The 18,096-nt window shown below is 68.5% G+C and carries 15 protein-coding genes; 8 read left to right on the forward strand and 7 right to left on the reverse strand.

Going from position 1 to position 18,096, the window contains the following annotated elements:
* Positions 1–38: 38 nt before the first annotated feature.
* The 3 genes from QZ749_RS15205 (at position 39) to QZ749_RS15215 (ending at position 5,034) form a co-directional block, all read left to right on the forward strand.
* Positions 39–2,426 carry a TonB-dependent siderophore receptor gene (locus QZ749_RS15205; RefSeq protein ID WP_296948547.1) on the forward strand — a complete coding sequence of 796 codons (2,388 nt, stop codon included), beginning with the start codon at positions 39–41 and terminating at the stop codon, positions 2,424–2,426.
* Between the two features lie 235 nt (positions 2,427–2,661).
* Positions 2,662–4,218: a glycosyltransferase family 39 protein gene (locus QZ749_RS15210; protein WP_296948550.1), complete on the forward strand. Its 1,557-nt coding sequence runs from the start codon at positions 2,662–2,664 to the stop codon at positions 4,216–4,218.
* A gap of 54 nt (positions 4,219–4,272) precedes the next feature.
* Positions 4,273–5,034, forward strand: a complete 762-nt coding sequence (locus tag QZ749_RS15215) for an SDR family NAD(P)-dependent oxidoreductase (protein WP_296948553.1) — start codon at positions 4,273–4,275, stop codon at positions 5,032–5,034.
* Between the two features lies 1 nt (position 5,035).
* On the opposite strand, the gene QZ749_RS15220 is transcribed toward QZ749_RS15215, so the two are convergent.
* Together QZ749_RS15220 and QZ749_RS15225 are read right to left on the reverse strand one after the other, a co-directional pair.
* Complete coding sequence (locus QZ749_RS15220) at positions 5,036–5,434, reverse strand: VOC family protein (protein WP_296948556.1); 399 nt, start codon at positions 5,432–5,434, stop codon at positions 5,036–5,038.
* A gap of 306 nt (positions 5,435–5,740) precedes the next feature.
* Entirely contained in the window at positions 5,741–6,364 is a 624-nt protein-coding gene (locus QZ749_RS15225; RefSeq protein ID WP_296948559.1) for a DUF6624 domain-containing protein, read from the reverse strand.
* 230 nt (positions 6,365–6,594) lie between these two features.
* On the opposite strand from QZ749_RS15225, the gene QZ749_RS15230 reads away from it, so the two are divergent.
* From QZ749_RS15230 to QZ749_RS15240, 3 genes are read left to right on the forward strand one after another with little or no spacing between them, the layout of a single operon-like run.
* Positions 6,595–7,008, forward strand: coding sequence for a GntR family transcriptional regulator (locus tag QZ749_RS15230; RefSeq protein ID WP_296948564.1), 414 nt, complete (start codon positions 6,595–6,597; stop codon positions 7,006–7,008).
* A complete protein-coding gene (locus tag QZ749_RS15235) occupies positions 7,005–7,922 on the forward strand; it encodes an ABC transporter ATP-binding protein (RefSeq protein WP_296948566.1) in 918 nt (305 codons plus the stop codon). Before QZ749_RS15230 ends, QZ749_RS15235 begins: the two co-directional genes overlap by 4 nt.
* An 8-nt stretch (positions 7,923–7,930) precedes the next feature.
* Positions 7,931–9,766: a hypothetical protein gene (locus QZ749_RS15240; protein ID WP_296948569.1), complete on the forward strand. Its 1,836-nt coding sequence runs from the start codon at positions 7,931–7,933 to the stop codon at positions 9,764–9,766.
* Between the two features lie 45 nt (positions 9,767–9,811).
* On the opposite strand, the gene QZ749_RS15245 is transcribed toward QZ749_RS15240, so the two are convergent.
* The 4 genes from QZ749_RS15245 to QZ749_RS15260 form a co-directional block, all read right to left on the reverse strand.
* Positions 9,812–11,164 carry an ATP-binding protein gene (locus QZ749_RS15245; protein ID WP_296948572.1) on the reverse strand — a complete coding sequence of 451 codons (1,353 nt, stop codon included), beginning with the start codon at positions 11,162–11,164 and terminating at the stop codon, positions 9,812–9,814.
* Positions 11,161–11,823 (reverse strand): response regulator, encoded by a 663-nt coding sequence (locus QZ749_RS15250; protein WP_296948574.1) that lies wholly within the window; start codon positions 11,821–11,823, stop codon positions 11,161–11,163. The genes QZ749_RS15245 and QZ749_RS15250 overlap by 4 nt, the downstream gene beginning before the upstream one ends.
* Positions 11,824–11,876: 53 nt before the next feature.
* Complete coding sequence (locus QZ749_RS15255; protein WP_296948577.1) at positions 11,877–13,400, reverse strand: DegQ family serine endoprotease; 1,524 nt, start codon at positions 13,398–13,400, stop codon at positions 11,877–11,879.
* Positions 13,401–13,801: 401 nt separating this feature from the next.
* Positions 13,802–14,275 (reverse strand): Hsp20 family protein, encoded by a 474-nt coding sequence (locus QZ749_RS15260; protein WP_296948579.1) that lies wholly within the window; start codon positions 14,273–14,275, stop codon positions 13,802–13,804.
* Positions 14,276–14,506: 231 nt separating this feature from the next.
* Here QZ749_RS15260 and QZ749_RS15265 point away from each other — a divergent pair, with 231 nt between their 5' ends.
* Together QZ749_RS15265 and QZ749_RS15270 are read left to right on the forward strand one after the other, a co-directional pair.
* Positions 14,507–16,426: a M61 family metallopeptidase gene (locus QZ749_RS15265; protein ID WP_296948582.1), complete on the forward strand. Its 1,920-nt coding sequence runs from the start codon at positions 14,507–14,509 to the stop codon at positions 16,424–16,426.
* A 126-nt stretch (positions 16,427–16,552) separates the two neighbouring features.
* Entirely contained in the window at positions 16,553–17,323 is a 771-nt protein-coding gene (locus tag QZ749_RS15270) for a hypothetical protein (protein ID WP_296948585.1), read from the forward strand.
* A 125-nt stretch (positions 17,324–17,448) separates the two neighbouring features.
* On the opposite strand, the gene QZ749_RS15275 is transcribed toward QZ749_RS15270, so the two are convergent.
* Positions 17,449–18,090: a CatA-like O-acetyltransferase gene (locus tag QZ749_RS15275; RefSeq protein WP_296948588.1), complete on the reverse strand. Its 642-nt coding sequence runs from the start codon at positions 18,088–18,090 to the stop codon at positions 17,449–17,451.
* Between the last annotated feature and the right edge of the window lie 6 nt (positions 18,091–18,096).

The following is an 18,096-nucleotide window of genomic DNA, read 5'->3' on the forward strand; positions in this document are numbered from 1 at the left end:
TAATTGATTAGCATTCAATTTTTCTCAGGAGAGCACGAATGAAATTGACCCCGATCCGCCAGGCCATCGTGCTTGGCCTGACTGGCGGTGCGGCGCTCGCTCTCGCGCCTGCCGCCTTCGCCCAGACTTCCACGCCGGCCGCCAGCGACGCCGCCATCCAGAGCGTGAACATCGTCGGCTCGCGCCGCGTCGGCGCCAGCTCGGCCATCGACACGCCGGTCCCGGTCGACGTCATCCCGATGACCAAGGTCGCCGAACAGGGCGGCCAGTTCGACCTGGCGCAGACGCTGACCAACATCTCGCCCTCGTTCAACTCGACCCGCCAGACCGGCGCGGACGGCGCCGACCTGGTCGATTCCGCCGCCCTGCGCGGCCTCGGCTCGGACCAGACGCTGGTGCTGATGAACGGCAAGCGCCGCCACACGACGGCGCTGGTGAACCTGTTCGGCGCGCGCAACCGCGGCAATACCGGCACCGACATGAACGCCATCCCGCTGCTGGCGATCAGCAACGTGCAGGTGCTGCGCGACGGCGCCGCCGCGCAGTACGGCTCCGACGCCATCGCCGGCGTGATGGACATCCAGCTGAAGAAATCCCTGGGCTGCGAATCGGTGCTCGGCGGCGGCCAGTATTCGGAGGGCGACGGCACCAACTGGCTGGCCTCGGCCTACTGCGGCGTGGCCGTCGGCGGCGGCGTGCTCGGCATCACCGGCGAATACCTGGACCGCGGCCGCTCGAACCGCGCCGAAGCCGACAACCCGCGCATCATCGGCGACTCCAAGGTCAAGAACAAAACCGTTTACCTGAACGGCGAATTCCCGGTCGGCCCGGGCAAGCTGTACCTGACGGCCGGCGCCCAGGACCGCGACGCCTCGTCCGCCGCCTGGGCGCGCGGCGGCATCGGCTCCGACGACATCCCGTCGCGCAACTCGGCCGCGATGTACCCGGACGGCTTCGTCCCCTTCATCGACGCCACCGTCGACGACCGTTACGGCACCGTCGGCTACCGCGCCCGCTTCGGCGAATGGGCCGGCGACTTCTCGCAGACCTATGGCGCGAACCGCATGCGCTACACCATCGCGCACACGCTCAACGCCTCGATCGCCAACCTGGACCTGATCAACGGCGGGCGCGGCATCAGCCCCTCGCAATTCGACGCCGGCGGCTTCGAGTTCCGCCAGGCGACGACCAACGCCGACTTCAGCCGCTTCTACGACGGCGTGCTGGGCGGCCTGAACGCGGCCTTCGGCTTCGAATACCGCAGCGAACAGTACAAGATCTTCGCCGGCGAGCCGGGCTCCTACATCGACGCCGACGGCGTCGGCTTCGGCGGCAATGCCGGCAGCCAGGGCTTCCCGGGCTTCCAGCCGGGCGACGCCACCAAGCGCAAGCGCCACAGCACCGCCGCCTACCTCGACTTCGAGGCCGACGTCGCGCCGCGCACCAAGCTGCAGGCCGCCGTGCGCCACGAGCGCTATTCCGACTTCGGCTCCACCACCACCGGCAAGCTGGCCGGCTCGTACAAGCCCACCGACGACGTCCTGCTGCGCGCCTCGGCCAGCACGGGCTTCCGCGCGCCGTCGCTGCAGCAGGCCTACTTCTCGTCGACCTTCACCGACTTCGTCAGCGGCGTGCCGCTCGACGTGGTGCTGGCGCCGAACGGCGGCGCCGTCGCCAACGCGGCCGGCATCCCGAAGCTGAAGGAAGAAAAGTCGAAGAGCTTCACGCTGGGCGCGACCTGGACGCCGACCGCGGCGATCTCGGTGACGGCCGACCTGTACCAGATCGGCATCGACGACCGCATCGTGCTGTCGGGTCGCTTCGACGCCGACAACTACCCGGCGCTGGGCGCGATCCTGCAAAGCCTGGGCGTGGGCCAGGCCCAGTTCTTCGTCAACTCGGTCGACACCCGCACCCGCGGCCTGGACCTGACCGCCTCGCACCGCATGCCGCTGGGCGGCGGCCGCCTGAACACCTTCCTGGCCATGAACTTCAGCAAGACCGAAGTGACCGGCGTGCACGCGCCGAGCGCGCTGGCCGGCTACGAGGACGTGCTGCTGTCCGAGCGCGAGCGCCTGTTCATCGAACAGGGCGGCCCGCGCCGCAAGGCCACGCTGGACTTCGACTACATCCTGGGCCGCCTGGAGACGGACTTGCGCATCGTCAACTACGGTCCGCAGACGCTGGGCACCTTCTCGGGTCCGCCGGTGCCGAACCAGTACTACAAGTCGAAGACCTCGGCCGACCTGGCCTTCACCTGGTCGTTCACCGAAAAGACCAAGCTCACCGTCGGCGGCACCAACATTTTCAACGTGCATCCGACCGAGCAGGATCCGAACGAGACCGACAACGGCTTCAAGTACGAGAGCGTGCAGTTCGGCCTGAACGGCGCGGCGTATTTCGCGCGCCTGTCGCACAAGTTCTGACCACGTCGCCGCGGCGCGGGCTCGAACACGTCGCCCCGGCGCAGGCCGGGGGCCAATTGCTGCCGACGCATGCGAAATTGGGTCCCGGCCTGCGCCGGGACGACGGGCTGGCATACGTTGCCACACCCATCTTCACGTATCTACCAAGCATCATCCCTCATCGCACACCAACGTGAAATCGCATCCGCAACGGATGTGTTATGTTGATCGGGCCGACGACCAACCACGTTGACCCATGACCGCCACGCTCGCCGACACGATTCCTCCTCACGCCGCAGCGCCCGCCAACGCCGACACCGCACTCTCCGCCGCCCGCTTCTGGCTGCTGTGCACGCTGGTCGCGCTGCTCGCGCTGGCCCTGCGCCTGCCCACGCTGGCCAGCCGCTCGCTGTGGCTGGACGAGACCTACAGCGCCTGGTTCGCCGCCGTGCCGCTGCGCGAATTGTGGACCAGCGTGCCGCTGTACGAGACCCATCCGCCGTTCTACTACACGCTGCTCAAGGGCTGGATCGCCCTGTTCGGCAACGGCGAGGCGGCGATGCGCAGCCTGTCGGTGCTGGGCGGCGTGCTCACCGTGTTCCTGCTGCCGGCCTGCGCGCGCCTGGCGCGCCTGGGCGGACGGGCCGAGCGCGTGGCCTTGCTGGCCGCGCTGTTCCTGGCCACGAACGCCTACGCCATCAATTTTTCCCAGCAGGCGCGTCCCTACGCCCTGCAGGCGCTGAGCGGCGGCCTGGCCGTATTTTTCGCGGCGATGCTGGTGCGCGAACTGGCACATCGGCAGCCTCAGGAACGCCTGCGCACCTGGATCGTGGGCCTGGCCCTGTCGGCCGGCGTCACGCTGTGGCTGCACAACACCGGCATCTTCGCCGCCTTCGGCATCTGGACCGGCATGACGGCCGCGCTGCTGCTGGCGGTGCCAGGCCCGCGCGGGCGGCAGGCGCTGGCCGTCGCCGCGGCCGGCGTCGGCGCCCTGCTGGTGTGGTCGCCGTTCATCCCGATACTGGTGCAGCAGAACGCGGCCATGGCGCACCTGTCGTACTGGATCCGCTTCAAGCCCGCCAACACCATCGCCGCCTGGAGCGTGATCAGCGGCGCGCCCGTCATGCACTATCCCGTCGCGCTGCTGGTGCTGCTCGGCTTCGCCTGGCTGTGGAAGCGCGCGCGTGCGCACTTCTGGCTGCTGGGCTGCGTGCTCGCCCTGCCGATCCTGGCGCTGGCCGGCTACAGCCTGCTGGTCAAGCCGGTCTTCCTGTCGCGCGTGTTCGAGTGGCTGGCGCCGCTGGGCATGGTGCTGGCGGCGCTCGGCGTCTTCTCCCTGCGTCCGCGCTGGCGCCTGCCGGCCATCGCCGTCATCCTCGTCCTGTCCGCGTGGTCGGTGGCGAACTTCTACCGCTCGCAGACCGAGAACTGGCGCGAGATGCTCGCCGGCCTGGCGCACGACAGCCGCCCGGGCGACCTGGTGCTCGCCTTCCCCAACGAAGTGCAGATGCCCGTCACCTACTACATGAAGCATGCCGGCGCGCCCTCGGTCACCTACCTGCCGGGGCCGTTCCCCGCGCTGGGCCTGGACCGCCGCTACACCGGCAACTCGGGCGCGCCGAACATCGCGCGTGAAGACATCGACCACCTGCGGGAACTGCTGCCGCGCTACCGGCGCGTGTGGCTGATCGAGCGCCTGGCGAACCTGTACGACCCGGACGACCTCGTCATGCGGGAACTCGGCGGGCGCTACCGGCTGGTGAAAAAAATCGACGGCATCGGCGGCACGATCCGCCTGTACGAGCGTCCCTGAGTCGTCAGTCACTCCGGCGCAGTGTCCACCCTCGCCGACATCCAAGGAGAAAGCATGAACCGTTTTGCAGAAAAAACCGTCCTCGTCACCGGCGCCGCCTCCGGCATCGGCCTGGCGGCCGCCCGCCGCTTCCTCGACGAAGGCGCCCGTGTCGTGATGCTCGACATCGACGATGCCAGCCTCAAGAAAGCCGCCGCCGCGCTGCCGCAGGACCGCGTGCTGGCGCACGTCGGCGACACCGCCGACCAGGCGACCGCCGCCGCCGCGGTGAAGGCGGCCGTCGACCGCTTCGGCGGGCTGCACATCCTGGTCAACAACGCCGGCGTGGCCAGCGAGGGCGACATCATGAAGACGAGCGAAGCCGACTTCGAACGCGTCATGGCCGTGAACGTGACCGGCTACTTCCACATGGCGAAGGCGGCGATGCCCGAACTCGTGAAGACGCGCGGGTCGATCGTCATGACCTCGTCCGTCTCGGGCCTGGGCGGCGACTGGGAGATGTTCGCCTACAACACGTCGAAGGGCGCCGTCAGCAATATGGTGCGCGCGATGGCGATGGATGCGGCCAAGGATGGCGTGCGGGTCAACGCGGTCAATCCCAGCTTCACGAAGACCGGCATGACCGAGGACATGGTGAGCGATCCCGAACTCGTCGCCAAGTTCCAGGAACGCATGCCGCTGGGCGCGCCGGAGGATCCGGACGGCGTCGCGGCGGCGATGGCGTTCCTGGCCAGCGACGATGCGCGCCTCATCACCGGCGTCAACCTGCCGGTGGATGCGGGGCTGCGGGCGTCGAACGGGCAACCGGCCCAGTAATTCACGCCTCGGGCGCCGCCCAGACCAGGTTCCACAGGTGGCCGTCGAGGTCCTCGAAGCCCTGGTCGTACATGACGCCATGGTCTTCCGGCGGATGCGGCGTGCGGCCGCCGGCGGCGACGGCCCGGGCCACCAGGGCATCGACTTCCTCGCGGCTGTCGCAGCGCAGGCAGATGACGACTTCATTGGCGTCCCTCGCCTGCGCGACGGGCTTGTCGATCAGCGAGGCGAAGAACGCCTCGGTCGTCAGCATGGCCTGGATGGTGTCGCCGGCGATGCGCATGCACGCCGCGTGCTCGCCGCTGACCCGGTCGTCGAACGTGAAGCCGAGCGCGGCAAAGAAGGCCCTGGACTTGTCCAGGTCCTTCACTGGCAAATTGAGGATGATCTGCTGTTTCATCGCGATTCCTTGGTTGGGGTGGGATGGGCCATCGGTGCTGCAATCCAGCGACGGATGACGGGGGGCGATATCGACACGCTTGCCAACGAAGTCTTCCGACGTGGAGGGAGTGGCGTGTGGCGGACGGCGCGACCGGTGAACGGGCGAAGGCCTCGTTGGATTCCCGTGCGTTCATCGTGCTTCCCGCTCGTCACATGCGTCGGAAGGCAGGGACGAGGCTGTGTTGGCGCAAGCTGGAGCACGTTGTCCATGGTTGATTGCGGTCGAGTGTACGTGTCTTGCGGGGCGGCTTTCGAGCCGAAGCCGTCATTGGTTGTGACGCTCACCCGTTGCGCAGTCGGCCGGAATGAGACGTCGGCGTCCCTCCGCCTCGTAGTCTTCAAGACTTTGCAGTCCAATCGCTAGCCGACGTTGCTTGACCAACGCCAGGTCATCGACTTCGCTAAGCACCAAATGGCAGCGATCTGGCTGCGAGAACTGTGTTCCATACTCTTGCGGCCGGTGTTCGTTGGTTGCGATACGGTCGGCAAGGTAGGCAAGATCACGGGGTGCTGCGATACCGGCCTTGACAGATGTTTCCAACATCCCTCTCGCAAGACGCTGGAACTTGAGATCGCTGTCAGCGTGTTGGGCCAACAGCCAAGCGCTGTGACTGGCTTCTTTCGTCTTGGGCCAACCGCATGCTCCGATGATGTCTTTGACCTGCTTCAGATTTTCAGCATCGATGTCGCGCCAGCGCTTCTGTAGGGCATCGTGATCGGCAGTCCAGAATTTCAAATTCTGATTGAGCGATTCCCATTCTTGTCGGATTTTCTGATCCGCACTGGCCAGGCCGTTCAGTTGATCGCCGACGTCTTTACAATCGACCGTGCCGGCTTGAGCCTGAAACGCAATGACGAGTAAGCCGACGAGGATGATTCTTATCTTCACTAGAAGCTTTCCATGTTCTTGGGCTGGTGTCCGCACCTGGCCGATACCAGGCGGCCATCATCAGCCAGTGTATGACCCCGTTGCTTTCAAAGCAACCAAGCAACCAAGCAACACCCACGTACCGATCCCGAGCGCCCCGACAACAACCCCGCATTGCCGGCTTGACCACGCCACGCCGACGATGCTACTGTACCAACAATACTAGTACAGTTAAATCACCAAGGTATCCGATGACCCGACGCTCCCCCCTCATGCTGCAGATCGTCACAGGCGATCCACGCCCCATCGTCCGCCAGATCGGCGACGGCATCAAGCGCCTGATCGCCAGCGGCGACCTGGCCGCCGGCGCCGCCCTGCCCAGCGTGCGCGGCCTCGCCCAGCAGCTGTCGATCAACCCGAACACGGTCGCCAAGGCCTATGCCGAGCTGACGGCGGAAGGCTGGGTGCACGCGCGCACCGGCCTGGGCCTGTTCGTGGCCGAGCAGCGCCAGCGCCTGTCCGACGCCGAGCGCGGGCGGCGCCTGGACGAGGCGGTCGACCGCTTCGTCAGCGACGTCATCGGCCTCGACTACCCGGCCGAGACCGTCGTCGAGCGCGTGGCCGGCGAACTCGCGCACTACGCCACCGGAAGGAAAAGCGCATGAGCGACTACGTCATCGAGACCGAGGACCTGTGCCTCTACTACAAGCGCAAGCCGGCCCTCGACCGCCTGAACCTGCGCCTGCCGCGCGGCGGCATCCACGCCTTCGTCGGCGCCAACGGCGCCGGCAAGTCCTCGCTGTTTCGCGTGCTGCTCGGCTTCGAGCCGGCCAGCAGCGGCAGCGCGCGCGTGCTGGGCCACGACTGCGCGCGCCTGACGCCCGCGCTGCGCAGCCGGATCGGCTTCGTCAACGAGGAACACACGCTGCCCGCCTGGATGCGGGTGCGCGAGCTGGAAGGCATGCAGCGGCGCCTGTACCCGCGCTGGAACGGCGCCCGCTACGACGAGGTGCTGTGCCACTTCAACGTGCTGCCCGGGCAGCGGGTCGGCCAGCTCTCGCGCGGCGAGCGCGCCGGCCTGAACCTGGCGCTGGCGCTGGCGCAAGGTCCGGAACTGCTGATCCTGGACGAGCCCACGCTGGGCCTGGACGTCGTCGCCAAGCGCGCCTTCCTCGAAGCCATGCTGCAGGCGACCGTCGACGACGACGCGACCATCGTCTACTGCTCGCACCAGATGGACGAGATCGAGCGCGTGGCCGACAACCTGGTCATCCTGGAGCACGGGCGCCTGCGCACCATGAACGGCCCGGACGACTTCTGCGGGCGGATCCGCCTGTGGGTGGCGGAATTCCCGTTCAAGATGCCCGCCGAGGTGCGCGGCCTGCCCGGCGTGCTGCAGCTGCAGCACATCGAAGGGCTGACGCACATCGTCGTGTTCGACCAGGACGACGGTATCGAAGCGCGCCTGAAGCTGCTGGGCGCGCGCACCGTGCAATCGATGCCGCTCGGCCTGGACCGCGCGGTCAACGCCTTCCTCTCCCGTGGCCACGCCGGCGAGCGCCTGGCGCGCGCCGCATAAGGATCACCATGCTCGACTTGTATCTCTCCGAACTGCGGCGCTTCCGTCACGGCGCCGCCATCTACGCCGCCGCCAGCCTGCTGGCGCTGCTGCTGCTGAACCAGCTGGTCGACCTGCCGAGCGCGCAGATCGGCTTTCATCTCGTCGTGCTGCTGCTGTACGCGCTGTCCGGCCTGGGCTTCGCGGTCTACCAGTTCGCCAGCTACCGCCAGCCCGGCCGCTGGATCTGGCTGCAGCACCGGCCGCTGCACCGCGCGCATATCCTCGGCGCCATCGTGCTGGCCGCCGCCACCCTGATCGTCCTGGCGATGGCGCTGCCGCTGTTCGCCACGCTGGCCGCGCTGGACCATGTCACGGGCCGCGTGGTCGACACGCGCCACTACGCCGGCGCCGCCTGGCTCGCGCTGTCGACGCTGTCGGCCTGGCTCGCCGGCGGCTACATCGTGCTGCACCGCAGCCGCTGGGCCTTCCTCGTGCTCGCGGTGCCGCTGCTGTTGACGATGCACCTCGCCACCTGGAGCACGATGCTCGCGCTCGCACTGGCCGGCAACGCGATGCTGCTGTTCCTGCTCTACACCGTGTTCCGTCCGAACCGCTGCACGGACGGCGACGCCCCCGGCACGGCCGCCGGCGCGCTGGCACTGCAGATCGGCTTGTATCTCGTCCTGGTCTGGGCGGGCTCGATGCTGTTCCAGGGCGCCCTGATGCTGAATGGTGCGCATCCGACGATGGGAGACACGGCGCCGCGCGGCGGCCTGGTGGAGATGCAGCGCGCCGACCGTCCGGAAGTCTTCCGCGCCGGACTCGCGGCCAGCACGGACCCGCGCGCCGGCGCCTGGCGCACGGCCCTCGACGGACGCGCCACGGCCGGCCTCGGCCCCACGGTCGACCGGTTCGCGGTGCGCGGCGTCATGACCAACCGGGCCGCGCCCACTTTTGTGGACGGCACCGACAAATGGACCTTCAGCCACGACCGCATGATGTACGCTGGCCACCACCTGCGCACGCACGCCGCCCTCGGCTGGCTCGGCACCGGCGGACGCGGCCTGCCCGGGCCCTTCGATACGCAGCCCGTGCCGGCGCGCAGCAACCGCGGCGGCGGCTACCTGATGACCGCGCACGACCTGTACGACCAGGAAGCCACGGGCCGCCTGCGCCACGTGCTGCACATCGACGGGCGCGAGCAGCTGGGCGGCGGCATCGCGGAACTGGGCGGGCGCATGCTGGTGCTGACCAACCGCCGCGTGCTCGTGCTGCCCGCCGCTGCGGCGGCATCGACGGCGGCGCCGGCGCAGATCGCGCTGCCGCGTCCCTTCGGCGAGCTGGCGCGCGCGGACGCCGCCCAGGTCGCGGACGGCACGCTGGTGTCCCTCGTGTTCGGCATGCGCATGCTCGACGGCGTGGCCGCCATGCCCCAGGTGGTCTACCTGGTCGACGGCGCCGGACGGGTCAGCGAGGTGGGCCGGCGCGAACTGGCGCACGACCTGCCCGTGCTGTTCGAGCACAAGGACTGGTGGGCGTCCCCGGCGCTGCACGCCTTGACCAGCCTGCCGGCGCTGCTGGTCGATACGGGCACGATTCCCGACGAGGGCGCAAGCCGCTTCGCCCCGCTGCTGCGCGAGCGTCCGGCCGGCGTGTGGGCGGCGGCGATCGCGGCGGCATTCGTGGCGGGATTGGCGGCCATGTGGTGGACGCGGGCGGCGCGGATGACGGCGCGGGCGCGCGTCGCGTGGTGCCTGGCTTGCCTGCTGCTCGGGGTGCCGGCGCTGCTGTCCTTGATGGTGCTGCAGCCGCGCGTGCGGGTGCGTGCGGTAGCGGCGATAGAACCGGCCGCGGCGGCGTGAACGGCGATGGTGGGCACGGGGTGCCCACCATTCACGCGCCGACGATCACGCGGGAAACGTCACCGTCACCTCCAGCCCGCCCAACCGCGATTCGCCCAACGCCAACGTGGCCCCGTGCCGCTCCGCGATCGACTTGATAATGGCCAGCCCGAGCCCGCTGCCCGCCGCATCGCTGCCCGGCACGCGGTAGAAGCGGTGGAACACGCGCTCGCGTTCCTCGGGCGGGATGCCCGGTCCGCTGTCCTCCACGGTCAAACGCACTGCATGCGCATCGGCCACCACCGACACGTCGACCGTGCCGCCGTTGGGCGTGTACTTGATGGCGTTGTCGACCAGGTTGCGCGCCAGGATCATCAGCGCATCCGGCTGGCCCTCCACGTCCGCGCTGTCGGCGCGCTGCAGGCCCAGGTCGATGCTCCTGGCCTGGGCCAGCCCGGCCAGGTCGGCCACCGCGCGCTTGGCCACGCCGGCCAGGTCCACCGGCTGGCGCGGCGCGCCGCCCGCGGCGCTGGCTTCCTGGCGCGCCAGCACCAGCAACTGCTCGACCAGGCGCGTGGCGCGCTCGATGCCGGCCGTCAGGCGGCCGATGGCGATTCTGCGCGCTTCCGGATTGTCGCTGGCGCGCTCCAGGCTCTGCACCTGGAGCTTGAGCGCGGCCAGCGGCGTGCGCAGCTCGTGGGCGGCGTCGCCGACGAAATGCTGCTGGGCGTCGAAGGCCGTGCGCACGCGGCCGAACAGCAGGTTCAGTTCCTGCACCAGCGGGCGCACCTCGTCCGGCAGGCCGGCTTCGGACACCGGCGACAGGTCGTCGGCCTGGCGCGACGCCACCTGCTTGCGCACCCGCGCCACCGGTTCCAGCGAGCCGCTGACGACCCACCACACGACCAGCATCAGGATCGGCATCATGACCGCGATCGGCCCCAGCGTGCGCAGCGCGAGGTTGCTGGCCATGCTGCGCCGCACGGCCAGGTCCTGGGCCACCTGCACCGTCTGGTTGTTGCTCTGGATCGAGAAGATGCGGTAGGTGGTGCCGTTGGCGCGCACGTTGGAAAAACCCAGCACCGCGCGCTGTGGCAGGCGCGCGTGCGACACGCTCTTGAACACCTGCACGCCGTCCGGCGACCACACCTGCACCACCAGGTCGTCGTTGCCGGCGACCGGCGTGTCGACGTTGGTCGCCTCCTCGCTGTTGGCGAGCGGCACGCGCGAGCGCAGCGACAGCGCCATCTGCTGCATGTGGTAGTCGAAGATCTGGTCGGCGTCCTGCAACGCGGTGCGGTAGGCGATCGACGCCTGCGCCACCGCGGCGATGGTGATCGCCGCCAGCAGGAACCACAGCAGCCTGCCGCGCAGCGAGTGCGTCACGGCGATGCGCTTCATGCGCTGCATGCGCTTCATGCCTTGGGCACCATGTAGCCGACGCCGCGCACGTTCTGGATGAGGTCGCTGCCGAGCTTCTTGCGCAGGCCATGGATGTAGACCTCGACCGCATTGCTGCTGACCTCGTCGCGCCAGCTGTACAGCTTTTCCTCGAGCTGGGCGCGCGACAGCACGGCGCCGGGACGCGCCACCAGCGCTTCCAGCACGGCCCATTCGCGCGCCGACAGCACCATCGGCTGGCCGTCGACCAGCACTTCGCGCGTGGCGGGATTGATGGAGATGTTCTTGTATTCGAAGATGGGCTCGGCCCTGCCGGCGGCGCGGCGCAGCAGCGCGCGGATGCGCGCCAGCAGCTCGTCGAGGTCGTAGGGTTTCAGGACGTAGTCGTCGGCGCCGGCGTCCAGCCCGGCGATGCGCTGCGACACGGCGTCGCGCGCGGTGGCCACCAGCACCGGCGTGCGGTCCTTGCGGGCGCGCATGGCGCGCAGCACTTCCAGGCCGTCGCGGCGCGGCAGGCCCAGGTCCAGCACCACCAGGTCGTAGTTCTGGTTCTGCACCAGGGCCGTGTCGGCCATCTCGCCGTCCTTGACCCAGTCGACGGCGTAGTGCTCGGCCCTGAGCAGGTCGAGCACCACTTCGCCGATCATCGTATCGTCTTCCACCAGCAGCAGCCGCATCAAATCCCCCGATTCTTTGAAACCATGCGGATGGAAGACGTCACTCCGCTTCCTTAACCGATCCGCACGGGAATGAAGATTTTGTCATCCCCGCGCTGGATCAGCAAGGCGACCGACTTGCTGGACTTGCCGACCACCTCGCGCACCTGGGCCACCGAGCTCACCGGCTTGCCGTTCACCGACAGCAGCACGTCGCCCGGCTGCACCCCGGCCGCCAGGGCCGCGCCGCCGGCATCCTCGATCACGAGGCCGGACGGCAGGCCGGACTGGCGCCGCTCGACCGGTTCGAGCGGACGCAGGGCCAGGCCCAGCTTGGCGCCGCCATCCAGGCTGGCCAGGCCCTCGTTGTCGGACGGGGCCGGCTTGTCGCTGGCATTGCCCAGCGTGGCGTTCAGCTGCACGGTCTTGCCCTCGCGCCAGACGTCCAGCGCCACCTTCTCGCCCGGCCTGGCGATCGAGACGATCGCGGTCAGGTCGCCGCCGGCGATGACGGGCTGGCCGTTGATCTTGCGGATCACGTCGCCCGACTTCAGGCCGGCCTTGTCGGCCGCGCTGCCGCGCTCGACGCTCGACACCAGCGCGCCGTCCGGCGAATCGAGCTTGAACGAATCGGCGAAGCCCTGGTTGATGTCCTGCACGGACACGCCCAGCTTGGCGTGCTGCACCTTGCCGGTGGCGACGATCTGGTCCTTGATGCGCACCGCCACGTCGATCGGGATCGCGAACGACAGGCCCTGGTAGCCGCCGGTCTGGCTGTAGATCTGCGAGTTGATGCCGACCACCTCGCCGCGCGTATTGAACAGCGGACCGCCCGAGTTGCCGGGGTTGACGGCGACGTCGGTCTGGATGAACGGCACGGCGTCGTTCGGCAGCGTGCGGCCCTTGGCGCTGACCACGCCGGCCGTCACGGTCGACTCCAGGCCGTAGGGCGAACCGATCGCCAGCACCCATTCGCCGACCTGCAGGTTGCGCGTGTTCCCGAGCGGGACCACCGGCAGGTTCCTGGCGTCGATCTTCAGCACGGCGACGTCGGTCTTCGGGTCCGAGCCCAGGACTTTCGCCTTGTATTCGCGGCGGTCCTGCAGCTTGACCGTGACCTGGTCGGCATCGCGCACCACGTGCGCGTTGGTGAGGATGACGCCGTCCGGGCTGACGATGAAGCCCGATCCGGCGCCGCGGACGAGTTCCCGGCCGCCGCCGCGCGGTTGCTGCGGCTGGAAGCGTCGGAAGAATTCGTAGAACGGATCGTCCTCGTCGAACTGCGGCATCTGGCGCTGCGACACCTTGGTCGAGCCGATGACCTGGATGTTGACGACGGCCGGGCCGTTGTGCGAGACGATCTGGGTGAAGTCGGGCAAGGCCGCGGCGGACGGATTGCCCGCCACCTGCGCCGGCTTGGCGGCGACCGGGGCCGCGGCCTGGACGGCGGGCGCGGCAGCCGCGGCGGCGGCCTGGGCGGTGGCGTTATTGTGATTGACTGCGATCGCGCCAACCGCTCCGCCGATGACGCCGGCGGCGCACAGGGCCAGCGTGAGACGTTTTGCGGTGATGGCGGTGACGGCACCTTCGGTTTGCATGGACGTGCTCCCAGATTGGAAAGTTGGTTCGAAAAACTGGTTCGAAAAAGACCGTTTTGGTAGGGAGTATATTGGCCCAGCAGTCTTAGATCATCCTTAATTTTCCGGGGTCCGGACGGGGTCGACAATTAAGGCAACCTTAACCGCGATGCCGGCGACGCGATCGGGCGGACGCCCGGTGCGCACGGGGTGCGCACCCTACGAACGACGCGCCCCAGTATTCCATGCCGTGGGGTGCGCACCCGTGCGCACCACGATGCCGCCGCGCCCCGGTATTCCATGCCGTAGGGTGCGCACCCCGTGCGCACCACGATGCCGCCGCGCCGCCTGCAACGGCGCCGGACGTGAAAAGAGGCGCCGCAGCGCCTCTCTTGTCCTACCGTGCCGCGATCGTCAAGCGATCAAGCGGCGGCCTGCTGGTTCGGTTGCTCCAGCACCTGCACGTTGTCGGTATTGCCGTTGGCATCGGCGATCGCGATCTTGCGCGGCTTGTAGGCTTCCGGCACTTCGCGCGCCAGTTCAATGGTCAGCATGCCGTTGTCGAAGCCGGCGCTGACGACCTTCACGTGGTTGGCCAGCTGGAAGCGCTGTTCGAAATCGCGCGAGGCGATGCCGCGGTGCAGGAAGGTACGCTGCTGCTCGTCCTTTTTCTTGCGGCCGGCGACGTGCAGGGTGTCGCGCTCGGAGACGATCTCGATCTCGTCGCGGGTAAAGCCCGCCAGCGCCATCACGATGCGGTATTTGTCTTCCGAGACCAGCTCGATGTTGTACGGCGGGTAGCTCGGGGCCGATTCGGCGCGCTGTTCGAGCATGTTGACCAGGCGGTCGAAGCCGATGGCGGAACGGTACAGGGGGGACAGGTCAAAAGTACGCATGGCAAATATCCTTTAAAGAAATCAAGCGATAAGTTTCCGGACCTCATGTTGAGCATCCGTTGGGACCAATCTAATGTCCCGCCCGGGCGTTTTCAAGGCATACGAAATACGGATTTTAATCAGAATATGCAAATATTATTTGCAATCCTGCAGGCAGGAAATCCGATGACTTTTCCGACAATCCTGCGTGCTACACTCGATCGTTTGTTCCCCCCACCACAGGTTTTCGTCATGTCCGTACGTACTTCGCAGCGCATCAGGACGCTCGCCACGCGTTCCGCTTCCACCGTCGCCCTGGCCCTCGCGCTGGCCTTCCCGGCCCACGCCGCCGTGCCCGCGCCCGTCGACCAGCCCTATCCCGGCACCATCGTCCTGAACGTCGATGCGACCAACCTGTCGCAGCAGATCTTCCAGATGCGCATGTCGATCCCGGTCAAGCCGGGTCCGTTGACCCTGCTGTATCCGCAATGGCTGCCGGCCAACCACGGTCCGAACGGTCCGATCACCCAGCTGGCCGGGCTGAAGTTCACGGCGGGCGGCAAGCCGGTCGAATGGACGCGCGACCCGGTGCAGGTGTTCGCCTTCCACGTGACCGTGCCGGAAGGCGCGACGACGCTCGAGGCCGAGTACCAGTACCTGTCGCCGCTGGACACGTCCCAGGGCCGCATCACGATGACCGACGACATCCTCGGCGTGCAATGGCCGTCGGTGACGCTGTACCCGGCCGGCTACGTGGCGCGCCGCATCACCGTGCAGCCGAACCTGAAGCTGCCCGCCGGCTGGCAGTTCGCCAGCGCGCTGGAGACGCAGGACCGCCAGGGCGACGAGGTGCACTTCAAGCCGCACGACCTGGAAACGCTGATCGACTCGCCGCTGTTCGCCGGCCGCTACGCGAAGACCTTCGACCTCGATCCGGGCGCCAAGGTGCCGGTGCGCCTGAACGTCTTCGCCGACAAGCCGGAAAGCCTGGAAGCGAAACCCGAGCAGATCGAGGCGCACCGCAAGCTGGTGCAACAAGCGTATAAACTGTTTGGCTCGCACCACTACAACCACTACGACTTCCTGTTCGCGCTGTCCGACGAATTCGGCGGCATCGGCCGCGAGCACCACCAGTCCAGCGAGAACGGCGTCAAGCCGGGCTACTTCACCGACTGGGCCAAGAGCGAAGCGGGCCGCGACCTGCTGCCGCACGAGTACACCCACTCGTGGAACGGCAAGTTCCGCCGTCCGGACGGCCAGGACGTCCCCAACTTCAACACCCCGTTGCAGAACGCGCAGCTGTGGGTCTACGAGGGCCAGACCCAGTACTGGGGCAATGTGCTGGCCGCGCGTTCGGGCCTGGTCTCGGCCGCCGGCGCGCGCGACGCGCTGGCCGCCACCGCGGCGCGCTACGACAGCGTCGCCGGCCGCGCCTGGCGCGCCGTGCAGGACACCGTCAACGACCCGATCCTGAACGCGCGCCGCCCGCTCGGCTGGGCCAACTGGCAGCGCAGCGAGGACTATTATTCGGAAGGCCAGCTGATCTGGCTGGACGTCGACACGCGCATCCGCGAACTGTCCGGCGACAAGCGCTCGCTGGACGATTTCGCGCGCGCCTTCTACGGCATCGACGACGGCAGCTTCCTTCCCGCCTTCTACAGCTTCGACGACGTGGTCGCCACGCTGAACAAGGTCCAGCCCTACGACTGGGCCGGCTTCCTGCGTTCCAGGCTGGATGGCCACGGCCCGGGTGCCCCGCTCGACGGCCTGGCGCGCGCCGGCTGGAAGCTGGTCTACACCGACACGCCGACGGACCTGGTCAAGGGCGCCGACGAGCGCGGCAAGTACACCGACCTGAGCTACTCGCTCGGCTTCACGGTCACGAGCGAAGGCGCGATCCGCAACGTGATCTGGGACGGCGTGGCGTTCCGCGCCGGCCTGGCCGCCAACTCGACCATCGTGGCCGTCAACGACCGCGTCTACAAGGCCGACGTGCTCAAGACCGCGATCAAGGAAGCCAAGGACGGCAAGCCGATCCGCCTGCTGGTCAAGAAGGGCAACGTGCTGCGCACCGTGTCGCTCGACTACCGCGGCGGCCTGCGCTATCCGCGCCTGGAACGCATCCCAGGCACCAGGGATCGCCTGGACGGCATCTACGCGGCGCGCAAGTAAGCGCCGGCGCGGGCGGCGGGCATGCGCGATCGCCCGCTCGCGACGCGTGCGCGCCACGCCTGTCATCGAACCGTCATATATCGCCGTTACGCTGGAAGCGCCGACAACAACAACCGGGGAGGCGACATGAACACGGCATGGATCGAACGATGGCGCGCGGCGCGGCGCCTGCGGACGTCGCGCCATGCGCGGCAGCTGGCGGCCCTGCCGCCGGGGCTGGAAGCGTACTGGCGCCGCAGCGCGCCGCAGGAATACCAGGGCATCCCGACGGATGCCTTTTTTTTCGTCCGCGCGGCCGAGGGCCTGATGGACTTCTTCGACGCGGTGCGCCGTAGCGGCAGGGCCTGCGCCCTGCCCTCGGATGCCGCGGACTCGGTCTGGCACGCCTGGCTGCGCCACGATCCGGCCGGGCTGGCGCGCTTCTGCCAGGCCCACTTCGGCCGGCCGGTGCCGCACATCGAGCGCGAGGGTCTCGGGTCCGGCGCGCTGCTGCACACGCTGTCCGCCTGCCGCTCGCTCGACGGCGCGCGCCGCTCCAGGCAACACCTGCCGGCGCTGTTCCGGCTGGACGCGGCGCTGCGCATGCCGCTGGGGCACGGCTACCGCCTGCACGGCGGCGAGATCGCCTATGCGCGGCTCGACCGCCAGGGCTACCGCACCGGCTGGCCGGCGCCCCATCCCGGACTGACGCTGCAGGCCCTGTACCTGGCCGGCGCGATCGACCGCACGCTGCTCGAAAGCCACCAGCGCCGCGCGCACAGGACGGATGGCGGCGACGGCGGCGCGTCCAGCGGTTGCGGTTCGTTCGCCGCGGCGGACGGCGGAAGCTGCAGCGATGGCGGCGGCGGCAGTTGCGGCTGCAGCTGCGGCGGCGGTTGCGGCGGGGGGGGAGACTAGCGGCGATCCAACGCGGGCCGCCGGCAGCAGGACGTCGCCCCGGCGCAGGCCGGGGCCTAATTCGCACGCAGCGCGACGGCGCGTGAACACTTGGCCCCCGGCCTGCGCCGGGGCGACGGTATTGCTCAGCGCATGATGTCGTCCAGCTCCCGCGCCACCTGCAGCGCCAGCAGGTGGATGTGGTAACCGTCGACGAAGCCGTGGTGCGCCTGCACCGAGAACGGCAGCTGCACGCGGCCGCCGGGCGCGTCGCGCATGCGTCCCCAGGCCAGCGACGGGATGTCGGGCGTGGCCAGGGACGCCGTCGGGTGCTGGATCGCGGTGAAGTCCAGCCACGGCATGCAGGTCACGAACACCTGCTCCTTGGCCCGGCGCGGCGACAGCGTGCGGTATTTCTGGTTCAGTTCCACCATGGCGGCCGCCTCGTCGCGCGCCGCCCGGCCGCGCGCGACGAATTCGCGCAGGTCGTCGGTCCAGTCGAACATGGCGAAATTCAGGTCGCCGTGCGCGTTCAGCACCGTGAAGGACGGCACCAGGGCGTCGATACGGATCACCTCTCCCTCGAACACGCGGTAGCGGAAGTTCTCGACCTGCAGTACGGCGCGCAGCACCGCGCACAGCATCACGTGGAAGGGCGCCAGTCCCTGCGCCTTACACCAGGGCCGGAATTCCGGCAGGTCCATCGTGAAGCACAGGTTGACCGCGGGGCTGTCCATGCGGTCGAAAAGGTCGAAGCGGTCGCGCCGCCGTTCGAAGTTCTGCATCATGCGCTG

This window comes from uncultured Massilia sp. (genome assembly GCF_913773735.1).
Taxonomy (GTDB): domain Bacteria; phylum Pseudomonadota; class Gammaproteobacteria; order Burkholderiales; family Burkholderiaceae_D; genus Telluria.